The organism is Mesorhizobium sp. Ca11 (assembly GCF_020165275.1).
Classification (GTDB): domain Bacteria; phylum Pseudomonadota; class Alphaproteobacteria; order Rhizobiales; family Rhizobiaceae; genus Mesorhizobium.
On the sequence record NZ_JAIUHU010000019.1, the window covers coordinates 14997 to 38440 of the forward strand.

At 60.0% G+C, this 23444-nt stretch carries 24 protein-coding genes; 13 read left to right on the forward strand and 11 right to left on the reverse strand.

The annotated features are described in order from the left end of the window. Window positions 1-381 precede the first annotated feature (381 nt). Genes LB538_RS25745 through LB538_RS25755 form a run of 3 tightly spaced genes read left to right on the forward strand, consistent with a single transcriptional unit; the run spans window position 382 to window position 2466 of the window. Window positions 382-1041 carry an amino acid ABC transporter permease gene (locus LB538_RS25745; RefSeq protein ID WP_224532325.1) on the forward strand — a complete coding sequence of 220 codons (660 nt, stop codon included), beginning with the start codon at window positions 382-384 and terminating at the stop codon, window positions 1039-1041. Continuing rightward, window positions 1031-1690, forward strand: coding sequence for an ectoine/hydroxyectoine ABC transporter permease subunit EhuD (ehuD, locus tag LB538_RS25750; protein ID WP_224532324.1), 660 nt, complete (start codon window positions 1031-1033; stop codon window positions 1688-1690). Before LB538_RS25745 ends, ehuD begins: the two co-directional genes overlap by 11 nt. Beyond that, window positions 1690-2466, forward strand: coding sequence for an amino acid ABC transporter ATP-binding protein (locus tag LB538_RS25755; RefSeq protein WP_224532323.1), 777 nt, complete (start codon window positions 1690-1692; stop codon window positions 2464-2466). Before ehuD ends, LB538_RS25755 begins: the two co-directional genes overlap by 1 nt. Window positions 2467-2552: 86 nt before the next feature. Here the strand turns inward: LB538_RS25755 and LB538_RS25760 are convergent, their stop codons facing one another. Continuing rightward, window positions 2553-3251 carry a winged-helix domain-containing protein gene (locus tag LB538_RS25760; protein WP_224532322.1) on the reverse strand — a complete coding sequence of 233 codons (699 nt, stop codon included), beginning with the start codon at window positions 3249-3251 and terminating at the stop codon, window positions 2553-2555. A 506-nt stretch (window positions 3252-3757) separates the two neighbouring features. Further along, window positions 3758-4840 carry a GGDEF domain-containing protein gene (locus tag LB538_RS25765; protein WP_224532321.1) on the reverse strand — a complete coding sequence of 361 codons (1083 nt, stop codon included), beginning with the start codon at window positions 4838-4840 and terminating at the stop codon, window positions 3758-3760. Window positions 4841-4941: 101 nt separating this feature from the next. Here LB538_RS25765 and LB538_RS25770 point away from each other — a divergent pair, with 101 nt between their 5' ends. The 6 genes from LB538_RS25770 (at window position 4942) to LB538_RS25795 (ending at window position 7855) form a co-directional block, all read left to right on the forward strand. After that, window positions 4942-5379 (forward strand): curlin, encoded by a 438-nt coding sequence (locus tag LB538_RS25770; RefSeq protein WP_224532320.1) that lies wholly within the window; start codon window positions 4942-4944, stop codon window positions 5377-5379. A gap of 35 nt (window positions 5380-5414) precedes the next feature. Continuing rightward, window positions 5415-5816, forward strand: coding sequence for a curli-like amyloid fiber formation chaperone CsgH (gene csgH / locus LB538_RS25775; protein ID WP_224532319.1), 402 nt, complete (start codon window positions 5415-5417; stop codon window positions 5814-5816). A gap of 235 nt (window positions 5817-6051) precedes the next feature. Then, window positions 6052-6468, forward strand: a complete 417-nt coding sequence (locus LB538_RS25780) for a curlin (RefSeq protein ID WP_224532318.1) — start codon at window positions 6052-6054, stop codon at window positions 6466-6468. 292 nt (window positions 6469-6760) lie between these two features. Next, window positions 6761-7003, forward strand: a complete 243-nt coding sequence (locus tag LB538_RS25785) for a type II toxin-antitoxin system Phd/YefM family antitoxin (RefSeq protein WP_224532317.1) — start codon at window positions 6761-6763, stop codon at window positions 7001-7003. After that, window positions 7003-7428, forward strand: coding sequence for a type II toxin-antitoxin system VapC family toxin (locus tag LB538_RS25790; RefSeq protein WP_224532316.1), 426 nt, complete (start codon window positions 7003-7005; stop codon window positions 7426-7428). Before LB538_RS25785 ends, LB538_RS25790 begins: the two co-directional genes overlap by 1 nt. 40 nt (window positions 7429-7468) lie before the next feature. Beyond that, on the forward strand, window positions 7469-7855 hold the full coding sequence (locus LB538_RS25795; protein ID WP_224532315.1) for an SDR family oxidoreductase: 387 nt from the start codon (window positions 7469-7471) through the stop codon (window positions 7853-7855). Between the two features lie 456 nt (window positions 7856-8311). Here the strand turns inward: LB538_RS25795 and LB538_RS25800 are convergent, their stop codons facing one another. From LB538_RS25800 to LB538_RS25810, 3 genes are all read right to left on the reverse strand, one after another. Beyond that, the gene (locus LB538_RS25800; RefSeq protein WP_224532314.1) at window positions 8312-8926 is read right to left on the reverse strand and encodes an acyl-homoserine-lactone synthase; all 615 of its coding nucleotides are present in this window, start codon (window positions 8924-8926) and stop codon (window positions 8312-8314) included. Window positions 8927-8993: 67 nt separating this feature from the next. Then, window positions 8994-9722, reverse strand: coding sequence for a LuxR family transcriptional regulator (locus LB538_RS25805; RefSeq protein ID WP_224532313.1), 729 nt, complete (start codon window positions 9720-9722; stop codon window positions 8994-8996). Window positions 9723-9890: 168 nt separating this feature from the next. After that, a complete protein-coding gene (locus tag LB538_RS25810) occupies window positions 9891-10157 on the reverse strand; it encodes a helix-turn-helix domain-containing protein (protein ID WP_140721061.1) in 267 nt (88 codons plus the stop codon). Window positions 10158-10284: 127 nt separating this feature from the next. On the opposite strand from LB538_RS25810, the gene LB538_RS25815 reads away from it, so the two are divergent. After that, window positions 10285-11622 (forward strand): threonine synthase, encoded by a 1338-nt coding sequence (locus LB538_RS25815; protein WP_224532312.1) that lies wholly within the window; start codon window positions 10285-10287, stop codon window positions 11620-11622. On the opposite strand, the gene LB538_RS25820 is transcribed toward LB538_RS25815, so the two are convergent. From LB538_RS25820 to LB538_RS25830, 3 genes are all read right to left on the reverse strand, one after another. After that, a complete protein-coding gene (locus LB538_RS25820; RefSeq protein ID WP_411909063.1) occupies window positions 11617-12690 on the reverse strand; it encodes a PLP-dependent cysteine synthase family protein in 1074 nt (357 codons plus the stop codon). The genes LB538_RS25815 and LB538_RS25820 overlap by 6 nt on opposite strands. Then, window positions 12684-13622 (reverse strand): kinase, encoded by a 939-nt coding sequence (locus tag LB538_RS25825; protein WP_318011898.1) that lies wholly within the window; start codon window positions 13620-13622, stop codon window positions 12684-12686. The genes LB538_RS25820 and LB538_RS25825 overlap by 7 nt, the downstream gene beginning before the upstream one ends. 127 nt (window positions 13623-13749) lie before the next feature. Continuing rightward, window positions 13750-16131, reverse strand: a complete 2382-nt coding sequence (locus tag LB538_RS25830; RefSeq protein ID WP_224532309.1) for a transketolase — start codon at window positions 16129-16131, stop codon at window positions 13750-13752. Between the two features lie 126 nt (window positions 16132-16257). Between LB538_RS25830 and LB538_RS25835 the strand changes: the two genes are divergently transcribed. Beyond that, window positions 16258-16725 (forward strand): Lrp/AsnC family transcriptional regulator, encoded by a 468-nt coding sequence (locus LB538_RS25835; RefSeq protein WP_140721070.1) that lies wholly within the window; start codon window positions 16258-16260, stop codon window positions 16723-16725. Window positions 16726-17361: 636 nt separating this feature from the next. Here LB538_RS25835 and LB538_RS25840 read toward each other — a convergent pair. Then, entirely contained in the window at window positions 17362-17601 is a 240-nt protein-coding gene (locus LB538_RS25840) for a DUF6894 family protein (protein WP_140695510.1), read from the reverse strand. 15 nt (window positions 17602-17616) lie between these two features. Then, entirely contained in the window at window positions 17617-18354 is a 738-nt protein-coding gene (locus tag LB538_RS25845; protein ID WP_224532308.1) for a Crp/Fnr family transcriptional regulator, read from the reverse strand. 1544 nt (window positions 18355-19898) lie between these two features. Here LB538_RS25845 and LB538_RS25850 point away from each other — a divergent pair. Continuing rightward, window positions 19899-20120 carry an RNA-binding protein gene (locus LB538_RS25850; protein ID WP_224532307.1) on the forward strand — a complete coding sequence of 74 codons (222 nt, stop codon included), beginning with the start codon at window positions 19899-19901 and terminating at the stop codon, window positions 20118-20120. A 596-nt stretch (window positions 20121-20716) separates the two neighbouring features. Beyond that, window positions 20717-21976 carry a GGDEF domain-containing protein gene (locus tag LB538_RS25855; RefSeq protein ID WP_224532306.1) on the forward strand — a complete coding sequence of 420 codons (1260 nt, stop codon included), beginning with the start codon at window positions 20717-20719 and terminating at the stop codon, window positions 21974-21976. A gap of 992 nt (window positions 21977-22968) precedes the next feature. Here LB538_RS25855 and LB538_RS25860 read toward each other — a convergent pair. Then, on the reverse strand, window positions 22969-23400 hold the full coding sequence (locus tag LB538_RS25860; RefSeq protein ID WP_224532305.1) for a hypothetical protein: 432 nt from the start codon (window positions 23398-23400) through the stop codon (window positions 22969-22971). Window positions 23401-23444 lie beyond the last annotated feature (44 nt).

Below are 23444 nucleotides of genomic sequence, written 5' to 3' on the forward strand. Positions count from 1 at the left end.
CCGGTCGGGATGAGCAAAAGAGGCCTGAAGCAGCCCGATTCAACAGCTTTCGACCGCCGTCGTAGCGCAGCGAGTAAAAACCGGCGAACGGCGGCGCCGAGCTCAGGAAGTTTTATGCCGGCGTATCGCGGCCTTCCAACATCGGCAGAATGTTAAGTTCGGCAATATTATGTACATGTTTATTGACACATGACTCCCGCCGGGATTATGAAATCTCCTGGCAGGGGCGGCGATCGCCCTTTCCACGGCGAGGAGGATTGTCATGCGGGTTGGTCCGGAAGGCTCGGTTTCGCGGCGCCAGACAGCCGCTTCCAAATATGCTCGAAGCGCTCCGAGAGTCGCTACGCCGCGCCCCTTGATGGCAAGGGGCGGCGAAGCTTCATGAGCATGCTCGACATCTGGCTTGGGATTCTGCAAGGGCTGCGCATAACGGCAGCGGTCACCGCCTATGGCTTGCTCTTCGCGGTGCCCTTCGCGCTTGTTTTCGGCGTCGCGCAGTTTGTGACCACCGGCTTGACGCGCTTTCTGGTCACGGCAGTGATCGAATTCTGGCGCAGTTCGGCGGTCGTCGTCCTGCTCTTCGTCTTCTACTACGTTCTGCCGGTCATGGGGGTCACTCTGTCGGCGATGACCGTCAGTGCGTTGGTGCTCGGCCTCAATAGCGGCGGCTACGCCAGCCAAGCGGTGCGGGCCGGGCTCCAATCTCTTCCTGCCGGCCAACGCGAGGCTGGAATGGCGCTCGGCCTCTCGCGCCCGGCGATCCTGCTTCTGATCGAGCTGCCCCAGGCGTTGGTCGCCATGAGTCCCACATTCGTCAACAACCTGATTCAGCTGGTCAAGGCGACTTCCCTTGTCTCGTTGGTCACGTTGACGGACATGACCTTCCGCGCCAAGGAAATCTCGCAGACCGAATACGACCCGGTCGCGATATATTCGGCGTTGCTGCTAGCCTTCTTCGTCGTCTGTTATCCGATCGCGCTCGCCGGCCGCTGGCTCGAGGCGCGGGTCAATCCGGAAAGAGGAGCGCCTCGTGGGATTTAACCTCGACTTCGCGCTCTCGACCATCCCGATCATAATCGGTGCGATCGGGACTACCCTGCTCGCAACGGTCTTGAGTTGCCTCGGTGCGTCGGCGCTTGGCTTCACTTTCGAAATCATCCGGCGCGGGGGCGGCGCGCCTGGCCTCGCCGTGCGCTTCCTGATCGACTTCATCCGCTCGACGCCGGTCTTGGCCTGGCTCTATTTCCTGTATTTCGTCCTGCCCTTCTACGGGATCAGGCTTGGCGCCATGACGGTGGGCATATTGGGGCTAAGCCTGTACTACAGCGGTTATCTGGCGGAGGTGTTCAAGGCGGGCATCGACGCTATTCCGAGGGGCCAGCAGGAAGCAGCCAGAGCCCTGTCGCTCACCCGCCGCGACACGGTCATCTTCGTCATCGCACCCCAGATGCTGCGCAACATCGCCGCGCCCCTGGGCAACTACCTGGTTTCGATCCTTAAGGCGACGCCTTATCTCGCGATCCTGGCGGTGCCGGAAATGCTCGGGCGCGCCTTCGATATCGCTTCCGAGACCTATCGCTACGCGGAGCCGCTGACCGTCGCCGGCGTTCTGTTTCTCGCGCTGGCGCTGATCGTTTCTTATGGGGTGAAGCGCATGGAGAAGCTCCTGCTTGCGAGCGGGCTCCGCTGATGCTCGACCGACGCGCGCCTGCGACCTCGACGCTTCAATCCTCCCCGCTCGTGCGGATCGACGGTCTCAACAAGTGGTTCGGTGCCCTGCACGTTTTGAAAGACATCGACCTGAGCTTACGGCCGGGCGCGCGTGTCGTCGTCTGCGGACCCTCCGGGTCCGGCAAGTCGACATTGATACGCTGCATCAACGGTCTTGAGCGTTTCCAAAAAGGGACGATAGAGTTTGAAGGCGGAAGTCTGGGAAAAAGCGATCGCGATGCCGCGATGGCGCGCCGCCTGACAGGCATGGTGTTCCAAAGCTTCAATCTCTTCCCTCACCTCACCGTGCTTGCCAACTGCACGCTGGCGCTGCGCCGGGTCCTCTTGAAGTCGGCGCATGAGGCCGAAGAGATCGCCATGCGGCATCTGACGGCGGTGCACATCCCCGAAAAGGCACGCGCCTATCCGGCCCAGCTGTCGGGCGGCCAACAACAGCGGGCGGCGATCGCGCGCGCTCTGTGCCTAGGTCCCCGTATCATGCTGTTCGATGAACCCACCTCCGCGCTCGACCCGGAAATGATCAAGGAAGTGCTCGACGTCATGATCGCGCTCGCCAAAACCGGCGTGACCATGGTCTGCGTGACGCATGAAATGGGTTTTGCACGCGAAGTCGCGGATGAGATCGTTTTCATGGATGAAGGCCGCATCGTCGAGCACGCGTCTTCCAGTGATTTCTTCTCTAGCGCCGCTCATCCGCGCGCCAGGCTGTTCCTGGATACCATCCTGAGCCATTGAGAGCTGATGCCTGCGAACGTGGCGCACGCAACCGCGGCGCGATCAGCAACATGACAATCGCATCGGTGCCGGAACCGCCGCGCGGACTACCAGTCCGGCGCGAAGGCGTAACCAGCAGAGCGAACGGTCCGGATCACATCGCTTCCCACAGATGCCCGAAGCCTTTTGCGCAACCTGGCAATATGAACGTCAACACCGCGTATATCGGTTGCGGCGGCGTGTTCAGGCCATGCAATCGCGACCAGTTCCTCCCGGCTGAACACCTTGCCAGGTTGCGCCAGAAGGCTGCGCAAAAGCTTGAACTCGATCGGTGGCATCACGATTTCTTTTTGCTTGAAGAATGTCCGGTGGGTCTGTCGCTCCAACCGGAAATCGCCCTGCACCAGATCGCCTGTCTTGGTTTCGCGCGAACGCTTCGCAACACGCGCCTTGCCATGCAGCCAACTCAGAAGCTGTTCGGGCGCAAAGGGCCGCGAAAATATCTCATCGACGCCAGCCTTGATAAGGTCCAGGTGCAGCTTGCCGGAACGAGGCGCGACCAAGCCTGCAAGGGGCGTCGCTTTTGTCGCTTCGGCCGACTTCAGCGCCAGGCATTGCTTGACGATTGCGCGGTCGCCCGGATGACAGTCCAGGACGATGGCAAGCGGCGCAGCGGCCTTGATGGCGCGCGCAATCTCCGTGTCTGCCGTGATCAGCCGGGTTTCGAAGCCGGCTGCTGAAAGGATGTGCCCGAAAACCAGAAAGAAATCCGGGTCCTTCGAAGAGATCAGGACCAGCGGCGTCATGAGTCCATCAACCGAATGCGGTGCATCTGTGGTGCCATGCCGACTCTATGCCGTTGGTTTTTCAGCATTTTTTCTTTAACATCAAATTGTTTAGCCAACCCGAATTCACGCCAGAATACGACCCTTTTCGTCACGTTTCGATCTCACTGCACACGGAGCGCACACGAAAATGGCAACCTACACAAAGCTCTCGTCCGGTTCCTGGCGCGTGCAAATCCGTCGCGAAGGTCGCTCCACGCCAGCGAGACTTTCCTGCGCCGTGACTATGCACGCCGCTGGGCGACCGGAACCGAGCGCCAAGTGGATCGTGGAGAGACGCAGACCAGGTCACGTATAGCGCGCCTGAAACTTCCGGCGAACTATCGACGTCCATATCGACGACATATGCGACGTAGGCAAGTCCCCTCGCCGCTCCAAGGCCGCGGCCCTCGCTGAAGAAGGAGCGGTCTTTCGTGTCGAGCGAGATCAAGTGGCGGAGCTACGCAAACGCTGATGGCGACCGCCGATTATTCGAGTCGCATTTTGGGGAGCGCGATGTCCCGCAACCTGGCCACCTCATGGGTGAAGGAAACACAGTTCCGTCCAAGTTGTTTCGCCTCAAAAAGGCAGCGACCGGCAACACGAAGGATATCCTCAGCATCAGCAGCGCGAGGTATTTCCGCTCCGCCGATACTGACAGTCACCCTTACGCCATCCTGTCGCCCTTTGACCCAGGGACCTCCCTCGATATGCCGGCGGATGTTCTCCGCTATGGTGATCGCCTGCTCTTTGCGCACATCACGTAGCAGGACCCCGAACTCTCCCCCGCCAAGCCGGCCAATCGAGTCCCCTGGGCGCGTCGTATAGACAAGCGCCTTGGCGATCCGAACCAATGTCTCGTCACCTTTGGAATGTCCGTGCTTGTCATTGATCAAGGAGAAATGATCCGGATCGATCAGAAGAAGCGTGTCGCATTCCCCTTCATCACGCTTTCTGTCCATCCTTGCGATGAATTCACCGCGGCTAAGGAGTCCCGTCATCGGATCATGGCTTGTCACGAAGGTGAACCTGTCGTGCGCCTCTTTCAGGTCTGCGTACGACTTCTCCAGCTTGTCACATGTGTCCTGGATCGTTTCGGACTGGGCGAAGATATAGGCACCGACAGGCATTCCGATCAGAATGGGGATGACGGTGCATTCCACCCAACTCAACCAATCGATCGGCATCTGCAAGGCAATTCTGGCTGTGAACGACAGACCGAAAGTCGCGACGACTGCAATTATCGTCACGACGATCGATTTGCCCAGAATACGCTTGGTGCGCGGCGTCATACCGTCTTTATAACCGCTGGCGCTGAACGCGACGTTATCGGTTCGACTAAGGTTATTCGGACCTCGCGAGCGCAGATCCGGCACGGGCAACGGGAATTTCAGTTTCGTCCTGCAATTGCCGATCGGGACATTCGATGCGCGGGCCCTAAGGTGGCGCCCTGCAGAAGAGTACCTCTGATACTCCGTGCCTTCCGGTTTTGTGACATGTTCCTCTCGCAGCCATGGCCGCTTTCGAAGGGAGGCGCGCTGCCAACTCCGCAGCAGAAACGTAGCGATCATGAATTTTCACTGAATGGAGCCTTCAGCCACCGTTCCGGGCCATCCTCTTACAAAGAGACCGTTCAACCCGCGGTACCCTACCGCACCCAAGGAGAAGCCCCATGACCCGCACATCAGTCGTCGCTGCAGCCTTTGCCGCCTTGGTCGGCCTCACCACCATCGCGCCCGCCAAGGCCAACGATGTGAATATCGAACAATACGGCTGGCGCAATTCCGCCGGCGGCGGCCAGCACGGCTCCCGTAACCGCATCCATGTCTACCAGGATGGCCGCTTCAACACCGCGATCGGCCAGCAATATGGTCATCGCAACCGATCGGTGATCGGACAGCAAGGCGTCAACAATTACGGCGCGACGTACCAGTATGGCAACCGCAATGCCGCGGGGATTGCCCAGTTCGGTTCGAACCACACCGCAATTATGACGCAGGACGGCAACGGCAACATCGCAGCCGGTGTCCAGGTCGGCCACGGGTGCAATGCCGATGTCAGCCAGGGCGGCAGCGGCAATGTCGCCGCCTTCGTCCAGGACTGCCCCTGAACCATGGACGGCCCGCAATCGCGAGGAGATCATTCATGACCAGACTGGAAAAGCGAGCAGCAGCGGTGTCGGCCGCGCTCGTGGCTGTCATGGTCGCCGCCGCGACCGCCGCGACGGCCGACAAGGACGGCTCGAGTCACGAGCCGCTGCGATGCGAGATCCGGCATACCGTGCAAGGCGACGCTATCCTGCTGGAGCCCGTGGTTTATGCCGACAGGAAAACCACCGGCACTTACACGGTCAGCGTCTCCGGGGGTGGAACGTCCGGCTCCGCCAAAATCAGCCAGGGCGGCGCCTTCGAGGCCGGTCCCGGCAATCCGGCGTCAGTGGGCCGGATGAGCGTGGGAGCCAATGGCGCTGCCTACGACGTTAAGCTGAAGGTGACTGCAGGCGGGGCCAGCGTCAACTGCCTCAAACAGGTGTCCGGCGCGAACTGAGCGCCGTCTGTCTTCGATAATCGAAAGAAGGGCTCCGGGCGACCGGAGCCCTTTCTTCTTACACGATGGGTTTTTTCCTTCCGGAGTGATGCAACAAACACTTGGGCTTTGACGGTGCGCCGAAGCTCGCGCCGCTCCATGTCTTGAACCGCGGCTGAACAAAACCTTCCGTCACGGTTCAGCTTCGCTGTGCGACTGTGGCTCATCAGATGATGAAACCACAAAGAGAGGCATCATGAACCGCCAAGTCACAAAACTGATAGCAGCCATCGCGCTCGCGACAGCCATCGGTCTGCCCCTTGTCTCCGCTCCGGCGAGGGCGGGCGGCGCGATCGGGTTCTATTACTCGCCTCCGACGGCCCGCGATGCGCGGGCGCTGGATTTCGGTCTGCGCGCCTATTCGGCCTACAAAGGGCTGCGCAGCGGCGCCCACATACGGCAGCGCGGCTGGAACAACCGTGCCGGCATAGATCAGGACGGGGCCGGCAATCTTGGCATAGTTCGACAGGAGGGCAGCGGACACTCGGCCACCCTGCGGCAGGACGGCAACGACAGTTCCTACGGTATCTTCCAGTTTGGCCGAAACACCGAAGCAAACGTCGTGCAGGCCGGCGACAGGCAGAGCGGCGCGGCTCTCCTGTTCGGGTGGTAGGAAAGAAACTGCGCGGTTGCGGATGCGTGACAACTGTCCGCCACGCATCCGCCGCCGTCGATCAATTGCAGCATGGGGCCCGCTGATTGGGGGCAATTTGGGGCGGCAGTGATCACTTTGATTTTCGGCTGAACATATGAGCGTTAAAGCTGACCCAACTGTGAGCTTTCAGGGGGTTGTCCATTGGACCAGACCGAGCCCTCAGGTCCGGATTGCACTACCCGATTTCTCTCCCACTGGATTTCTTTAATCCAGTACGCTATATGACCATCTACATGGTCAGGAGCATGACATGCACGCTATCAATCTGGCGGACGCCAAGGCACATCTGAGCGAACTCGTTGACCGAGTTGAGGCTGGTGATTCGATCGACATTACTCGACGCGGCAAGCCAGTCGCCCGCCTCACAGCGGCGGCCAGGCCACGCATGCGGATCGATGCCGCCCTGCTCCGATCCTTGACGGCAAGCATGCCGCCGGAGGGTCAAAGTGCCGCCGATCTGGTGCGGTCGATGCGCGATGGCGATCGCTACTGATGCTCTATCTCGACACGTCGCTGATCGTGGCGGCGCTTTCCAACGAAGCGACGACCCCACGCGCCCAAATGTGGCTCGCTCAGCAGGATCCTGCTCAGCTTCTGATCAGCGACTGGACGATCACCGAGATGTCCTCTGCCATGGCGGTCAAGCTACGGACCGGGCAGATCAACCTGGAGCAGCGTGCCGCAGCGCTGGCAATGTTCAACAAGCTGGTCGCCGAGAGCTTCACCGTGCTTTCGGTCACAAGCGGGCAATTTCGAGCGGCGGCGAAGTTCGTCGATCAGCATACGCTGGGGCTTCGTGCCGGTGATGCATTGCATCTCGCGACGGCGTCGGAGCATGGAACGACGGTGTACACCCTTGACCATCGGCTTGCCACAGCCGGGCCAGTGCTCGGTGTGCCGACACAACTGCTGGCATGATCATGCCCCTCCTGCCCCATTGACCTTGCCTGGGGCGCCGATGGGCGGTGCGCCAGATGGTGGCGATCCGCAAGGCGGCGCGATCGTCAACGTCTGCAGCCAGGCGGCGCTGGTTGCGCTCGAGGGACACATTTCCTGCGGCTCGTCCAGGGCAGCGCTCGAAAACATCACCCGCTGCTCGGCGCTGGAGTTGGGCAAATACAGCATCCGCGTCAACAGCGTGAACCCGACCGTGGTGATGACGCCGATCTCGTCCGGCCACTGGAGCCAGCCGCCTGTCGCTGAGCCATTCTTGAAGCAGATGCCGCTCGGGCGCTGGGCGACCGAGGATGAGGTCGCCGGCCCGATCGTGTTCCTGCTCAGCGACGCAGCCTCGATGATCACCGGGGTCCACCTGCCCATCGACGGCGGATGCACTTGCCGGTGAAATAGATGCCGCGGCTCAGATCTTCACCATCGCTCTAATCGATGATCACCGGCGGAGGCTCTCAGCGGAGTTTTTGCTTCCGTTGCTCAAGGCTGTCGCTGCAGGCCGAGACAGGTTCAACATGGCGACTTGAAACGACGCTGGACTCTCGTTCGATGCTACAAGGAAAAGGCCCGAACAGGCAGGGTTTTCTGATGCCCCTGCGCTTCATCTGAGATGACAGCCCGATGTTCAATGCTGCAGCGAGTGCATTGCTCACATTGTGAGATCCGCCCCACTCGAAAGCTCAAGCCTCGACGCAGGAGCAGGTCAAGAACCGAGCTTCCTAGTGCAGTTCTAGGAGCGCTGAGATATGTGTCTATGGTTCCTGTGCATCATAGCGCTGACTACCGCGCAAATGGGCGCGATGACAACATCCTCTGGCGAGCGAACCTTCAGCTGCCGGTGGCAATCAGCCTAGATTTTATCCGCAAGTATGACGCCGCTGATGCCATAAGCGCGGCGCGTCTGCTCAATAGCCTCAGGCGTGACATCGATCAGCAGCGCGATAATGTCGCCATCCGGATGCTCGATAGCGTTGCCGAGTTCGAAAAGCGTCCAGCCAAGCGCACGCAGGCGTTTCGGCCAGAATGTTTCGCACACCACGCTAATCTGTCGAATCCCCAGACTTTGCGCCGTCTCAAGAAGGCCGCACAGAACAAAGCCGGCGATCGGCGACGACGCTCCGTGCGTGCGAAGCGACGGGACGACAAAAAAACGCGTCCATTCGAAAATTTCAGCCGCTCTCGGAGGCGTGCCGCCGGCGAGAACTGGGAAGACCTCGCTCATCAGATGCGGCTCCAGCGTCGGTACAAGACGGGAGCCGCCGACGATCTTGCCGTTGGTGTCGAGCGCCAGAACATAAAGCGCATGCTCGTTGTCGAATGCGTCGATCTCGATGTTGATGGGGCGGGCGACGGCGCGCCATCGTCTATGCTTGACGTAAATGTCGTACCGGATACGAAAATAGCGCTCCAGCACTTTTCTATACTGCTTCCTGTTTTCCCAGGTGACCAGATGAATACGGACCATGTCGCCTCCAAAAGTGGAGGTCGTAGGAAAACATGCTTCGTGCCCGTATGATGGTATTCAGGTATTGCTAAATCTGGATTTCCTGTCGTCGCAGAGCTTTGACGATGGCATGCGAGACATTGGCTGCATCGAGCTTGCCTCGAATGTTGCGCTGATGGCTTTCAACTGTGTTCCTGGTGACGCCCAGGATGCAGGCGATGTCTTCGTTCGACTTGCCTTCGGCGCTCCACTCCAGGAGTTCGCGCTCGCGCGGCGTCAAGGGCGCGGCCTCAGCGCCCTGGGCGGATTCTTCCAGCCCTGACAGGCGTCGAAACGTATGCACGCAAAGCGTCTCGATGAATGGCACGACGCTCGGCGCTATTTCGATGCGATCGCCCGCTGCCGAGACGACACATGGGCCTGCCAGCGGCACGTGGACGGGAACACAGAGACCTTGGCCCATTCCGAAGTCCGCCGCTTCATCCATCACCAGCTTTGCGCGCGCAAAAAGCTTTGCCGGCGGAAGCTCGTGCCACAGGAATGGCTTCGGCGAATGCCGGCACTGCGCGACGCAGGGATCATGCGAAAAATAATCCTCTGCCATGTAGCGAAGGTACCATTCGGCCGGCCAACCATCGACCAGGATCTCTCGCCTCCAGTCGGTGTCGTGCGGCACGGGCAGGCCGGTGATCAGAAAATAACGCAGGCCATAACGCTCGATGGCAGAGCGGAACTCTTGCAGGATGTCATCCACCGAGCACGCGGCATCGATCCTTGAGATCGCTGCAAACAACCCAACAAGATTATCGATCTCCATCGGCAGACCTCGACAAGAGTCAGGCCCCATCCCCGCCAAGAACTTACGGTCACAAATACGATATATTCAATGGGACTTGCGCCGAATGCACACTTCAGGAGTCATTAGCTGGCGCAAAGATAAAGAACCTGAAAGCCGGATCAAATGTTACGCGAACCAGACCGCGCTTCATTCCGCTGACTTTGGCGTCGTCTGCTTTGTCCCGCGGACTGCTCGTCGATTCGACGGAACAGCCGTGATCAACTCTTGCGGCTCGACATCCAAGGCCTTCGCCAGGATCTCGACTGTATCCAGCGTGGCGTTGCGCCGACCGGCCTCGACGCTGCTGATATAGGCTCGCGTGCGGCCCGAAACGAAAGACAATTGCTCCTGAGAAAGTTTTCTTTCTCTCCGAAGCCGCTGCACGTTCAGACCAAAAACGCCGCGAAGTTTCATCAAACAACGGATGCTACGACGCGCACTATGGTGCGACACACTATAGTGCACATTCCGCATTGACAGCGGTGCTGTTGACTGTTTGAAACAACCAGCGAATTCATCGTTTCCTGACACAGGAATAGCCATGCCGAGCCGGCCGTTTCGCGACCTCGCGCACAACAGTTCCGTGCATTCCTCAGGCGAGATTAGCCGACCCGGAACGGAAGAAAGCCGGGTTCTGGAATTCGTCTGCATCCGATGCGGTGCCGCCTATCCCGCCGATATCACCATCGACTCCAAAGGGTGCGTGCGGTGCCAGGGGACGGCACCCGCAAATCTTCGGCCGGTTTATGCGGATCCTTCGCCTCATCCCCTGGGCGGCGCCACCGCCTCGCGCTCTCTATGGCGTTTTGCGCATATGCTGCCTTGCACAGCCGCGGATGCAGTGAGCCTTGGCGAGGGTTTGACACCGTTGCTTGCCGCGCCTCGCATCGGCGCGCTTCTCGGCGTGCCCAACCTCGCAATCAAGGACGAAGGCCGAAACCCGACCTTGTCGCATAAAGATCGCTTCTCGACCGTCGCGGTCAGCGTGGCGCGCGCACGTGGCGCGAAGACCGTCGCGACCGCGTCTTCTGGCAACGCCGGCGCCTCGCTGGCGGCCTACGCTTCCAGAGCCGGGCTGAAGTGCGTTGTCACTACCTTCGCCGGGTCGGCCGGCGCGATGCTGGCGCAGATCCGAAAATATGGGGCGACGGTGCTGCCCTTGGTCAACAAAATGGACCGATGGTCGCTGCTGGAACAGGCGGCTGCCAGCTATGACTGGTTCATCGCTTCGCCCTATCACGGTCCGGTCGTCGGCAGCCATCCACTCGGCATCGAGGGCTACAAGACGATCGCCTACGAGATCGTCGAGCAATCGGATGGTAAGGCGCCGGACTGGTGCGTCCTGCCGGTCTGCTATGGCGATGCGTTGTCCGGCGTGTGGGCGGGTTTTTGCGAGTTGTACACGCAAGGGACCATCACGCAGCTGCCCCGTCTCGTCGCCGCGGAGGTGCATGGGTCGTTGGCGGACGCCCTTGCCAGCGGCGCCGATGCCTTGAGTGAACGCAAGATGCTCTTCGACAGCCTTGCCGTATCGATCGGCACGCCGCGCAGCACCTTTCAGGCTCTGAAGGCTCTGCGCGAATCGGGCGGGCACGCGGTCCCCGTCGACAATCATGGCCTGATCGCGATGCAGGAACGCCTTGCGCGCGACGAAGGGATCTTTGCCGAACTGGCATCGGTTACGCCGCTGATCGCCATATCGACGTTGAAGGATCGAGGGGTCATCGCAGCCACAGACCGGGTCGTGGCCATCGTGACCGCCAGCGGTCTCAAGGACCTCGATCGGTCCACTCGATCGAACGAACACGATCGAATCTTCCAGACGACGCAAGACGCCTGGCGCTGGCTGGACAAAAGCGGGCTGGATCTCGCTTCATAGATTCTCCACAGCACCAATAGCCGACGGCACCGCACTTGCTGCCTGGGTTTTGAGCACATCGTCGAGACTGCGCCGCAGCCAAAGAAAGCGCGTCCATTGCGTCTCTGCCGCCGGTGCGATTGTCGTCAGCGTCCTCGGCTCAGACGGTTCCTTGCAGGGCCAGCCAGGCAGGGTTGCAAGCCAGTCGTCATTGTAGACGGTCTCGGCATGGCGATGGCCTTCGTCAGGCATGATGACCGCGACCTGTGCGTCCGGAAGGGTTGTTGCAACCCACTGCGCCACCAACGCAGCGGCGCCGCTGGTCGGCCCCATGAAGATGCCGTGCTCGCGCAACAAACGGTGCGCGCTCAGATACGCCGGATAGGCGCCGACCCAATGGATCTCGTCGACAAGCTCATGCCTGACGTTTTTCGGCAGAACGCTGTTGCCCAGGCCCCGCAGCATACGTTTGCCGACGGGCTGCCCGAACAGAATGCTGCAATGGGTATCGACGGCAAACACCGTCAGATGGGGAAAGACCGTTCGCAGAAAGGACGCGGTGCCGCATAGCGAACCGCCCGTCCCGACGCAGCCGACCAGACAATCAACCTTTCCCATTGCCCGGATGAAAAGTTCAGCCAGCCGCGCATAGGCGAGCCAGTTTCCCGGACTGTCGTATTGGCGGGTCCAGAAGCCATCCGGCTCCTGTGCCAGGATTTCCTCCAGGCGCTCAAGCCGGCCAGGCTGATTGCCGTCACCGCGCGGATCGTCAAGTGCAATGACCGTGGCGCCGATGCGCTCCAGTCGGGCTTTGTATTTGGCGTCGATAAGCGTCGAAGCGGTGACGAGGGTAAGGCGATAGTCACGCGCCGCCGCGAGCAGCGCCACCGCCATGCCGAACGTGCCGGACGTCGTCTCGACAATGTGGGAGCCTGCCTTCAGTTCGCCATTCGACTCTGCCCGATCCAGAATGTAGCGGGCCGGCATCAGCTTCATCAACGGAAAAGCCGCCGCCACCAGATTTGGCGCCAGGCGAGCAAGGCGTGGGGTCTCAAGGTCCCTGAAATAGTCAACTGCGACGGTCACGATGTCCAGCCCTCCGCATTGACCAGATGGACCTCGACGTCTTGGAAGCCGGCGCGTCTTATCTGTTGTGCGGCCAAAGCTGCCCGCCGCTTCAGATTCGATGCGAAAAGATCGAAAATCAGACCAGACAACGAGCCGCTATGGGCGACTTGCATCCCGCACGCCCCGGCTCGCCTGGCGATTTCGGCGATCTCGTCGAAGCCCTGTTTCGGTAAGTGCCGTTGACTGATCACGGCACTGGCCGAGGCGGCGCGTCCGAGAAGATTTGGATCCTGACGGTAAACCGCGCGCGCCACCAGCGCCCGAAGCACGCCGAATTCCTGGATTTCGGCACTGTCGTAGCGCGCTGGCGGCAGCTGCAACGTGTCGACCGGGACGCCGCCATTCGCCTTGAACCCGACCAGTAGCAGCGGCGGCAGCGAGCCGCCGAAATTCTCGATGACCGTGCCCTCGCGTTGCGCGAACAGGACCGCATGCTCATCGAATGCGATCGCGTCGCTGGCGCGCTCGGCGGCAACGGCGAGACGCCCGATGCTCGAGGGTCGCAACTGGACCTTGAAGGCTGCGGCCACAGCGCGAATGGAAGCGACGACGTCCGCGGTCGATGAGCCGTAGCCGTGCCCCACGGGAATCGAGCTTTGAAGCGTCAGCACGCCACCACCGGTCACATTCAAGAAATCGAGCGTGAACCGCGCGGCTGCCGACGCCTTGATCTTATGATCGGGGTGGACAATGACCGCATCGCCGTCGGTTCTGGCAAAGGTCGCCTCGGACCTCAAACCGGCGATCGGCAGTGTGACGAGCCCGCGATGAAGGCGCCCGCCATCATCCTTGAAGACGCCTTGGATGAGCTCGCCGTGATGCGCGATCGCCGCCCCCGTCCCGATCGAAGACCGCAGCGTTTCACGGCTCACAAGATCGCCGGCGCCAGTCATTTCCATTCCCCCACGGTTTTCTCGCAGCGCAGGAGGATGGCGCCGGCGGCTGACACCCGCTCTCAAGGAATTCCGGTATTGACGGCTTGCTATCGAACGAGCCGGCCGGGAGGCGCGTGATCGATGGTCAGGCGGCGGAGCCGAGGTGCCTCAGCGGCCGGCCAATCGAAACCGCCTGCGCTGCAGCCATGATACCTTGCGCATCGATCCCGTAATGCCGGTAGAGATCGGCGATCGTACCAGTCTGGCCGAAATGCTCGACGCCCAAAGCGCGTGTACGGTGGCCATGGACCGACCCCAGCCAGGCGAGCGTCGCGGGGTGCCCGTCCAGCACCGTCACGATGGCGCAGGACGGCGGAAGACCGGCCAAAAGGCGCTCGACATGACTTGAAGCGCGCGGATGGCCATATTGGCGCGCCCGGGCCGCGGCTGACCAGCCGGCGTTCAGCCGATCGGCGGAGGTCACGGCCAGAAGCCCGACATCGCGCCGGTCGCCGGCCATCAATCCCAGCGCCTGTATCGCTTCCGGCCCGACTGCGCCGGAATAAGCTATCACCAGGTCGGCGTTTGGCCCGGGCGGGCGCAGCCAGTAGGCGCCATCGACGATGTCGCGCGCCAGCTTACTTTCCATCGGGCGTGTTGGCTGCTCGATCAAGCGCGTCGAGAGCCTCAAGTAGACCGAACCTCCGGTCTGATCTCGCAGCCAGGTATGGTCGTCAGGCTCGGCTTCGCCGGTACGCTGCATGTAGTCGAATGCCCAACGCAGGATGATTGCCAGTTCGTCGACATAGGCAGGCTCGAACGTCGCCAGACCGTCCTGCGCCATGCCGATCAGCGGCGTGGCGATCGACTGATGCGCTCCGCCTTCTGGAGCCAGCGTCACGCCGGAGGGCGTCGCCGCCAGGATAAAGCGGGCGTCCTGGTAACAGGCATAGTTGAGCGCATCGAGACCGCGCTCGATGAAGGGATCGTAGAGCGTGCCGACGGGAAGCAGGCGCTCGCCGTGAAGCGAGTGCGATAACCCGAGCGCCGAAAGCATGGTGAAAAGGTTCATCTCCGAGATGCCGAGTTCGATATGCTGTCCCGACGGCGCAAACGTCCAGTTGAAGGTGGAGGGAATGCGCTCCTGGCGGAAAATGTCCGCCTGGTCGCCGCGCGCGAACAGACCCCGTTTGTTTACCCAGGCGCCGAGATTGGTCGAGACGGTGACGTCGGGGGATGTCGTGACGACACGGCTCGCAAACTCGCTGTCCGATTTTGCGACCTCGTGCATCAAAAGCCCGAAACCTTGCTGTGTCGACATGGCCGGCTGAGCGCCGAAGCCGATGCGCGCTGGCACCGGAACAGCTGGGGCTTTGTGACGACGCGGGGCTGGCTGCGCAAAAGGCGACGACGCGAGGAAGGATCGTATCGCAGCCTCGTCATAGGCAAGGCCCTCGAAAATGTCCCATTCGCGGCCCTCGCGGACTCCCATGCCTTGCCGCAGCACGTCGACCTGCGCCGGTGTCATCAGTCCGGCGTGGTTGTCTTTGTGGCCGGCGAGCGGCAGGCCAAAGCCCTTGATCGTATAGGCGATGAAGCAGGTCGGACGATCATGTCCGCGCGCTTGCTCGAAGGCATCGATGATGCTCGCCAGATCGTGGCCGCCGAGATTTGCCATCAGGGCCGCAAGCTCATCGTCGCTGCGCTTCTCGATCAGACGGCTGACCGGTCCTTGATCGCCCAGATCGTCCAGCAGGCGCCTGCGCCAGGCAGCGCCGCCCTGGAAGGTCAGCGCGGAATAGAGCTGATTGGGGCATGCATCGATCCAGGTCCGCAGCTTTTCGCCGCCCTCTTCCTCGAAGGCGGCCTGTTGCAACGTCCCATGTTTCAGGATCACCACATCCCAGCCGAAGTTGCGAAAGATGGATTCGAAACGCTGCCACAGGCCTTCGCGCACTACCGCGTCGAGGCTCTGCCTGTTGTAATCGACGACCCACCACGTGTTGCGCAGGCCGTGCTTCCAGCCCTCGAGAAGCGCCTCGAAGATATTGCCTTCATCCATTTCGGCGTCGCCGAGCAGGGCCACCATCCGGCCTTCCGGCCGATCGGTCTTCCAGCCTTTTGCCGTGACATAATCCTGGACCAGGGACGAGAACAGGGTCTGCGCCACGCCCAGTCCAACCGACCCGGTCGAGAAATCGACGTCGTCGATATCCTTGGTTCGGGACGGATAAGACTGCGCGCCGCGATAGCCACGAAAATTCTGCAGCTGCTCAACCGTCTGCTTGCCGAACAGATATTGGATGGCATGGAATACCGGGCTGGCATGCGGCTTGACGGCGACGCGGTCCTGCGGCCTCAGGATCTGGAAATAGAGCGCCGTCATCAAGGTCGACGCGGACGCCGACGACGCCTGGTGGCCGCCGACCTTGAGGCCGTCCGTCGACGCCCGAAGATGATTGGCGTGATGGATCATCCAGACGGCCAGCCAGAGGACCTTGCGCTCAAGCTCGGAAAGGATCGTCATCGTCGGCTCCTGTGAAATCGCGGCTCAACGATACCTGCGTCGATCTTCCGAATGTGACTATTCTTGCCCAAACCGATCGATCATATTGGCTGCTCCAGCCAATAACGACGCCCAAACGAGGGAACGATGCCAAATCCAGCGCTTGACGCAATCGACCTGAAGATCATCGCCGCGCTGCAGAAGAACGCCAAGGCGACTTCGAACGACCTCGCCGAAGCCGTCGGTCTGTCGCCCTCGCCTTGCGCGCGGCGCGTCAGACTCTTGGAGAGCGCCGGCGTCATCAAGGGCTACACCGTGGTCGTCGACCAGAAGAAGCTCGGTCTGCCGATCAGCGCTTTCGCGTCGATTAAGCTTGAACGGCAACGCGAGGACGATCTCGACCGTTTCTCGCAGGCCGTGCTGCGCTGGCCGGAGGTTGTCGACTGCTATCTGATGACCGGCCAGCGCGATTACCTGATGCGCATCGTGGTGCGCGACCTCGAGGCCTATGAGCGGTTCATCAAGGACAAGCTGACGCGGCTGGACAACATCGCTTCGATCGAAAGCAGCTTTGCCCTGGGCCAGGTCAAGCGCTCGGAAGTGCTGCCCATTTGAACGAGCAAGTATTCTGCGACGGCGCTGGCGGCGGCAACTGAAGCGAGGCTGGGCACCCGTCACCTACCCCGATAGTATTTCACCCACAGATGCATTGCCCTCGTGCCACACGCGAGAGCTGCGGCAATCCTGTTTCGGCCTTGCCGACACATGTCAAACAAATTTGCCAAGTGCCGACAGGTACTCCGTTATCCGACGTTCAGCTACGCTGGGCACCATCAAGATTCCGGCTGTCGTGGCTGTAAGGGACGTCGGCCAAACAAGCTTTATTTCGCTGCTCGATAAGAACGGGAAAGCGCTTCTTCACTTGGACGTAGGCTTCCAATCGACTCACGTTTCCGAAACTCTTCCGATCTGATTCATCGGAGAAGCCGGTGCAAGTGTTGTCCCACAGGGACTGGGATCATGTCCACGCCGCTTTGTTCTCCGCCACTGCGGGTTGTACAGGAACGCAAAGCAATCCAAGCGCTTTCCAAATTGGCAAGCGGTCGAATTGCTTTGCTTGCGGTGATGCCGACTGTCAATTTCTGGCGTCGCGATATGCTCATTACGGGCGACATAGGCGGTCAGCGATCATCAAGGGTGGTCTGCGTCCAAGCGGCAAAGACCGCCGCCAGTCACGGAAATCCCTAACCTTCATTGAGCGCTCGGTTGCGCATGCAGAGATAGGCTCAACCTTGCCAGCTTTTCTCCATGCTCGTTGCGGATTTCGATGAACAACTCCTGGCCATTGAGGTCCTTAAGGAATTCTCTCGTCAGGTCTACCAGACCTTCTATGGCCTGATGACGCGCGCTCCCGATCCCATCGCATTCGATGCCTACCTCATCCTTGAGGACAACGTCGCGATCACCGCTATCAAAGAAGTATCTCGCCATCGCACCAGCTCGCCATCAGAATGTTGTTGCGGTCCTTTGATGCAAGTAGGTGGCGTCAAAATCTCCGGCTCGGACGAGCCCGTCCCAATCAACAGCATGAAATCGGGTGCCCTCGGTAAATATAAGCCCGTTGCGTCGCAGCTCCTGAAGCACTCGGTTCACGTGGACAGTTGACAGGCCCAACGCGTCGGCAAGGGCTGCCTGCGTGACCGGGAGATTGGCTACGTGATCTTTGATAACCCCCATCGAGTGAAGGCGGACGATCAGTTCGCACAATATGTGAGCCATACGGGTATAGGCGTCGCGCCTTCCAACGTTGGTAACCCATTCTCGGTATATCGCTGCGTCGATCAGCGTCGAGCGCCAAAATATAGCGGCTATGGAGGCATGTCGGTCGCAGATGGCTCGCATAGCATCATGCCGCATGAAGCCCAGACTGGCGCGCGCGAGCGATGAAAAGGTGCAGTCCAGAACCGAGAGATGCATACCGTGCAGATCGGGAATATCTCCCGGAACAAAGAAGGACGTGATCTGCCGTTTGCCGTCGCCGGTAAGCTTGGTGGATCCCACCAAGCCCTCCAAGACCACAAATGAATGAGTAGGTCGATCGCCCTCGCGTACAATATCCTCGTTTGCATGATAGTCCCTCTTTGAAAGCGGAATGCCTTCTAAAATAGCTATATCTGACTGGGTCAGATCGGAGATGTTCTGAAGCTTACGGATCAAAACGTTCGGGGAAAGGACATGTGCCAAGTTGGGTGACCGGGTTGAGTTGCGTACCGAACCTGGATTAGGCGCTAATGTTCCATTTGGCGGGCGGCTTTGCTGCCAAGCGCGAGCTTGGAAATGTCTTACGAGCGCAGTCCCGGCGGCCTCGGCTTGTTGGTGATGGCTTTGGCCTCTCGGACGAGCGAAGACCAATTCGTGCCGAGTAGAGAGACCAACTCTCGCGCTTGTGCCTCGGTAATGATTTCTCCAGAAGCCTCTGCACGAGGTCGCGCCCCGAGGTAATCGGCATAAGCGTGGTTCCAAAGAGATATGATTCGCAACGCCCGGTAACGACGCCGTTCGATGTCGTTCCGCTCATCCGTTGATTTCTAAGCGGCGTTCGCGCTTGCACCGCCCCCCGGCGGCTGCCAATCCATGTAGGCGGGTGCCGGAGCGCACAGACGCGATCCTTCACGTCCTGATCTTCTTTGATTGTGCGGGTGGGATCGAGCTGTTGCGTTGGCGTGACTGGCGGGCATTCGTGATCTGACGATGAACGGACGGAGGGAAATTCAGTAAATCCCTAGGACAATGACGAGTATGATTCCGATCGCCGCTAAGGTCATGACCGCGACCATGGCGGCCTCAAACGGACCGACGCCATTTCTCACGAAATTCATGGTGCCTCCCCGCATGCCACTGGGCCTTTCCTGAACCTCCAAGCTAGGCCGTGACCTGTTCCCGCTGAATAACACATGTTATCGGGGCATGAAGAAACCGTTCTAAGCTTGCGCACCACTGAAATTGCTGAAGTCGAGTCTTGGCGAGAGCTGCGACGCCTCCCTGCTCAAGGGAGTTTTCGTGAGCTCTAGAAGGCATCATCAGCATGGACAGAATTGATCCTGCTCCAACGGCCTCTCGCCCGGAACAGGAGTCTTGGCGGCATTAGATCGGAAAAAAAAGAATGAGACTATCATAGGTAATCGCGTGCCGTACCTGACGTCGCGTAAACGCCCGATCAACGGGCTTTTCGGGAGCGGACGTCATGCTGTATCCAGGTCGGTTTTTGGAGGCGAGCGAAATCGAGATGCTAGCTCAGGTTCTTCGGGCGATCTGCGCTGAGCGCGGCATTTTATCGGCTTCGGAACAAGGGGAACGCTTAGCGTCCCATTTGCTCAAGCTTTTTATGAACGGCTTGACTGGGGAGCACGAGTTGCTTGACGCCGAGAGGAATCTGGCTCGACGGCATGGCCAGTCGCTCCAGCGGCTTTCTGGCGGTCACGTGTGGACGAGGGAGGCCGCGTGAATTCGACGTGGATCATTCAACTCGCTGAAGATATGAAATTTTAGCGCAACGCTGGAATCAGGCCCAATACGCCACGAGATCGATGCCGCAATCGCTAGAGCGGTTGAGCGCAATAAAAGCATGCTCTCGGGTCCAGATTTGGAGCGGTTCCGATAGGCGGCAGAAGGGCCAAATATCGCCACTCGTTCGGATTACGCGGCATGCGATTACTAGCGCCCAAGTTTGGCACGGAGCGCAATAATCTACAGTTCAGTTTGCTCGGGTCCGGGGGGACAGAAGCGCAGTGGCCTTCAAGAAATACAGCGGCGTATACGCGCCTTGCGATCTCGACATCCTTCAGAGGGTATTCGACCAACTGTGCAGAGAGCGACGTCTGGCCCTCAAAGACGAGGAGCAGAGGGAATGCCTTGCGTTCGAAGTTATCGCAGCCTTCGATAAGGGAATCACTGACGAGACGGAATTGTGGAAATTGCTTTCAAAGCTCCGAATTGCCAAGAAGGCCTAGTCCAGGCACCTGCCAATATTTGGCCTCCTAGGTATGGCCATTAGCGTCCGAGCGGTAGCTTCCGACGCCAGTTCTTCCTCGTCTCTAATGCCTGCCTGATTAGCTTGCTATAACGCGAGACGCGAGCGCTTCACGTCGCTGAAGCGATTGACCATCGGTTTCAATCTTCGAGCACGCGTGCCAACAAGGCGATCTCGGCCGAACTGAACACGCCAGCTTGGTTAGCTCCTTGAGGAATCGGTATGCAGAGCTCCCTGAGCGGAATACATGAGAAACTAATCTCATTTGATGTTTTGACGCAAAGCAAAAAACCGCTGCGGAAACCTAAGGCGCGGCTACGCGCCATCTCAGAACACGAACGACCGAGGGACTCTCGAACGCGAGACACCAAAATCCAAGAGTTGATCTCGCGCAGAGCACGGTGCGCCGGTCAGAGCTTCCAGCCGGATGCCCACGTCCTTGGCTGCAGCCTAGGTTCTTGGAACACGCCACGCCTGGAAATGAAATCTTCAGGATAGTTTGACACGCTTGGGCTTTACGGAACTCCGGGTGGGGTCCGAATGGGTGATCAGGAGAAAGCGTAAGGCCTGTCGACTGTGTCAGATCTTACGCACATCGATGTGCAGGATGACCCTGCCTTAATTGCTGAAGTCGACCGGCTTCTGGCGCGCCGGACGCGCGACATCCGCCTCAAAGGTGAGGTCAGGCGTCTGTTTCGCGCACGTGTCTGGCCGCAAACGGCGAAGATCATCCGCGCCTGGATGATCTGGGTGGCCGTGTTGGATATGCTGACGCTGGCGCTCAACATGCTGATGCTCCCAACCGCAATCGCGCAATCTATGCTCCTGCCCGGAGCTATTATCCCGCCCGTCGTCATCGCAGTAGTTCTCGCATGGCGAAAGCCGCGTCCCCCCTGGTTCGAAGGGGCTTCGCTGATCACGGGCATGTTCCTGATTTTGTTATCGGTTGCCTTGGTCGGCGTAAGCGCTGGCGGTGAGTTCTATGAACGGCAATTGAACGTCATGCTGTTCGTGGCCATTACAGCCATCATCATCTTCGGCATCCCGCTGGCCTGGACGGTCGCGATTGCCGCGCTGGCGCTCGGACTGTATCTGGTATTTCAGGTGCAGAATCCGGCCATCGAGCATGGGAGCGCCGTCGCTGGAACGCTGTTCTTCGCCAGCGGTATCTTCGCGACGGTCGCAGCACGGCGCATCATCACAATTCTCGCTCAGAAGACTTTCCTGTTTGAGCTACGCGACCGGCGCAGGGTCGCCGAATTGGCTAAAGCGAACGATCGACTGGAATTGCTGGCGAAGACCGATCCGCTCACGGGCATCGCCAACCGGCACTGGATGACTGAGACGCTTGACCACCTGTGGGGAAATGACAAACGTTGCCTCGACGGTGCGGCAATGCTGATGTGCGACATTGATCACTTCAAGAAGCTGAACGATCACCTCGGCCATGCCGAGGGCGATCGCTGTCTGGTGGAGGTCGCCAACATTATCCAGGAAAACGTCAGGCGCGATCGAGATCATGTTGCCCGCTACGGTGGGGAAGAGTTCCTCGTGCTGCTGCCCGGGGTGACAGAGGAAGAGGCTGTCTCAGTGGCTGAACGGGTTCGTAAGAGCGTTGAGGCCGCCGCTTTGCCCAACCCAGGATCGCGCGTCTCGCGCAGCGTCACTCTCAGCATTGGAGTTGCAGTTCAGACCGCTGACGAAGCCATTTCACCGGAGCAGCTACAGGGTAAGGCGGACGCCGCACTCTATTTGGCCAAGCAAACCGGCCGAAACCGAGTGCTGCTCCACACACCCGACCCAGCGGGACGTAAACATATTCGCTCGACACGGTGATGCTCTCGAGCGGGTCCGCGGTGGGCCGTTCCGGAATATGTTGGCATTTCAATCTAAGTGAGTTGAATGTGCGTATTCATCATGGCTAAGCCAAGCGCCGCTCGGTGACCTGCAACGCGCGGCTCGCAGCATTGGCGAACATGACTCGCCATTCGAAGGTTAGCGATTCCCCTGATCTCCACGCCGTCGGCCGCCGCAGTTTGGGTTCGTCAGGCTCGCAATCTCACCAACCCTCCCCGTCATGCCGACAAGCCAACATCGGAGGACAACGGCTTGGCAGCGGTAGTACGACGAGGACATTAAAACTCCGAGTATATTGTTAACCGCTGAGAAACCATATCTTGCGGCTCATGGGCGGCTCCAACGGGGTGAACGCCGGGCTCGGTGCCTCCATTGGCGGATCAAGTGGTGCCAATGCCGGAGCTGGTGCTTCCGTAGGCGGCTCTAATGGGGTGAACGCAGGCGCTGGGGCGACAGTGGGCGGTGCGAGCGGCGTCACGGCTGGCTTAGGCGCTACGGTAGGCGGCACCAGTGGGACGGGCATCGGAGTTGGTGTTGGGGTCGGCGACGGCGTTACTGCCGGGGTCGGGGTAGGAACCAATCCGAGCGGCCTGACAAGCCCGGTTAACCCGACGACTCCCAAGGTGGCCAGCGCTGTCTCTGGCTTGTCTGGCACTCAATTGGCTCGGATGAAAAAGCGTTGTGTCGATGTGCTGGGCAGTCAGGACAGCTACGATCGGGGCCTGCGCCAACTGTGCCTGATGATATCGCGCCGATAGTCTGGCCTGCAGGACGGAAGTGTGAACAGGCAGGAGGCCCGTTGTGACACTCTCCTTCCTCCAGCCGGTTGGAAGTCCGCTGCAGCTAAGCGGCGGGCTTTTCGCCATACGCACTTCGTTCTGTGATGACATCGTGAGCGCAAGCGAGTGGATTCGCGGTCGATCGGCGCTGATTGCGCCCGGAGAATTCTGACGAAAAGGGAAACCCCGGCATCAGGCGCCCCTGGCCGCATCCTCGATCAATCTCGCCAGCAAATGGCGGAATCTTTGGTCGGACTTATCCCCGATGCTTCCTATATCCTCCGCCACCGTGCCGGGTGCACAAACCGACGCCTCCCCACTTATCGAAACGCTGACCTTGAACGCCCTTGCGTGATTTTTCTCCACTGTTCCATTCCCGGAAATTCGGAATTCAACAGACGGCGCAATGGCGCTATCCTCGGGGCGCGGGATGGGGTCTATATCGATGGTCACCTCCCCCGCCACGTCTGCCTTGGCCGCCTCCAACGACGCGACGACGACCTCCATTAGCCAATCTCTGGCTTGGGCGCCGAAGTCCACCTTTCGAGCATTCCCATCCGCGCTCTCGTCCTGCCGATGGTGAGCTTTCTTGCCCCGCTCAAGGGCCTCTTTGAACTTGGACATTTCTGGCCGCCTCCGACCGCTCAGCGCATGAGGGATACGGCAGA

Excerpts from the sequence above, each read along its gene's own strand:
- LB538_RS25745 (WP_224532325.1), top strand. The coding sequence starts at position 382 with ATGAGCATGCTCGACATCTGGCTTGGGATTCTGCAAGGGCTGCGCATA.
- LB538_RS25755 (WP_224532323.1), top strand. The coding sequence starts at position 1,690 with ATGCTCGACCGACGCGCGCCTGCGACCTCGACGCTTCAATCCTCCCCG.
- LB538_RS25760 (WP_224532322.1), bottom strand. The coding sequence starts at position 3,251 with ATGACGCCGCTGGTCCTGATCTCTTCGAAGGACCCGGATTTCTTTCTG.
- LB538_RS25765 (WP_224532321.1), bottom strand. The coding sequence starts at position 4,840 with ATGATCGCTACGTTTCTGCTGCGGAGTTGGCAGCGCGCCTCCCTTCGA.
- LB538_RS25770 (WP_224532320.1), top strand. The coding sequence starts at position 4,942 with ATGACCCGCACATCAGTCGTCGCTGCAGCCTTTGCCGCCTTGGTCGGC.
- csgH (WP_224532319.1), top strand. The coding sequence starts at position 5,415 with ATGACCAGACTGGAAAAGCGAGCAGCAGCGGTGTCGGCCGCGCTCGTG.
- LB538_RS25780 (WP_224532318.1), top strand. The coding sequence starts at position 6,052 with ATGAACCGCCAAGTCACAAAACTGATAGCAGCCATCGCGCTCGCGACA.
- LB538_RS25785 (WP_224532317.1), top strand. The coding sequence starts at position 6,761 with ATGCACGCTATCAATCTGGCGGACGCCAAGGCACATCTGAGCGAACTC.
- LB538_RS25790 (WP_224532316.1), top strand. The coding sequence starts at position 7,003 with ATGCTCTATCTCGACACGTCGCTGATCGTGGCGGCGCTTTCCAACGAA.
- LB538_RS25795 (WP_224532315.1), top strand. The coding sequence starts at position 7,469 with ATGGGCGGTGCGCCAGATGGTGGCGATCCGCAAGGCGGCGCGATCGTC.
- LB538_RS25800 (WP_224532314.1), bottom strand. The coding sequence starts at position 8,926 with ATGGTCCGTATTCATCTGGTCACCTGGGAAAACAGGAAGCAGTATAGA.
- LB538_RS25805 (WP_224532313.1), bottom strand. The coding sequence starts at position 9,722 with ATGGAGATCGATAATCTTGTTGGGTTGTTTGCAGCGATCTCAAGGATC.
- LB538_RS25810 (WP_140721061.1), bottom strand. The coding sequence starts at position 10,157 with ATGAAACTTCGCGGCGTTTTTGGTCTGAACGTGCAGCGGCTTCGGAGA.
- LB538_RS25815 (WP_224532312.1), top strand. The coding sequence starts at position 10,285 with ATGCCGAGCCGGCCGTTTCGCGACCTCGCGCACAACAGTTCCGTGCAT.
- LB538_RS25825 (WP_318011898.1), bottom strand. The coding sequence starts at position 13,622 with ATGACTGGCGCCGGCGATCTTGTGAGCCGTGAAACGCTGCGGTCTTCG.
- LB538_RS25830 (WP_224532309.1), bottom strand. The coding sequence starts at position 16,131 with ATGACGATCCTTTCCGAGCTTGAGCGCAAGGTCCTCTGGCTGGCCGTC.
- LB538_RS25835 (WP_140721070.1), top strand. The coding sequence starts at position 16,258 with ATGCCAAATCCAGCGCTTGACGCAATCGACCTGAAGATCATCGCCGCG.
- LB538_RS25840 (WP_140695510.1), bottom strand. The coding sequence starts at position 17,601 with ATGGCGAGATACTTCTTTGATAGCGGTGATCGCGACGTTGTCCTCAAG.
- LB538_RS25860 (WP_224532305.1), bottom strand. The coding sequence starts at position 23,400 with ATGTCCAAGTTCAAAGAGGCCCTTGAGCGGGGCAAGAAAGCTCACCAT.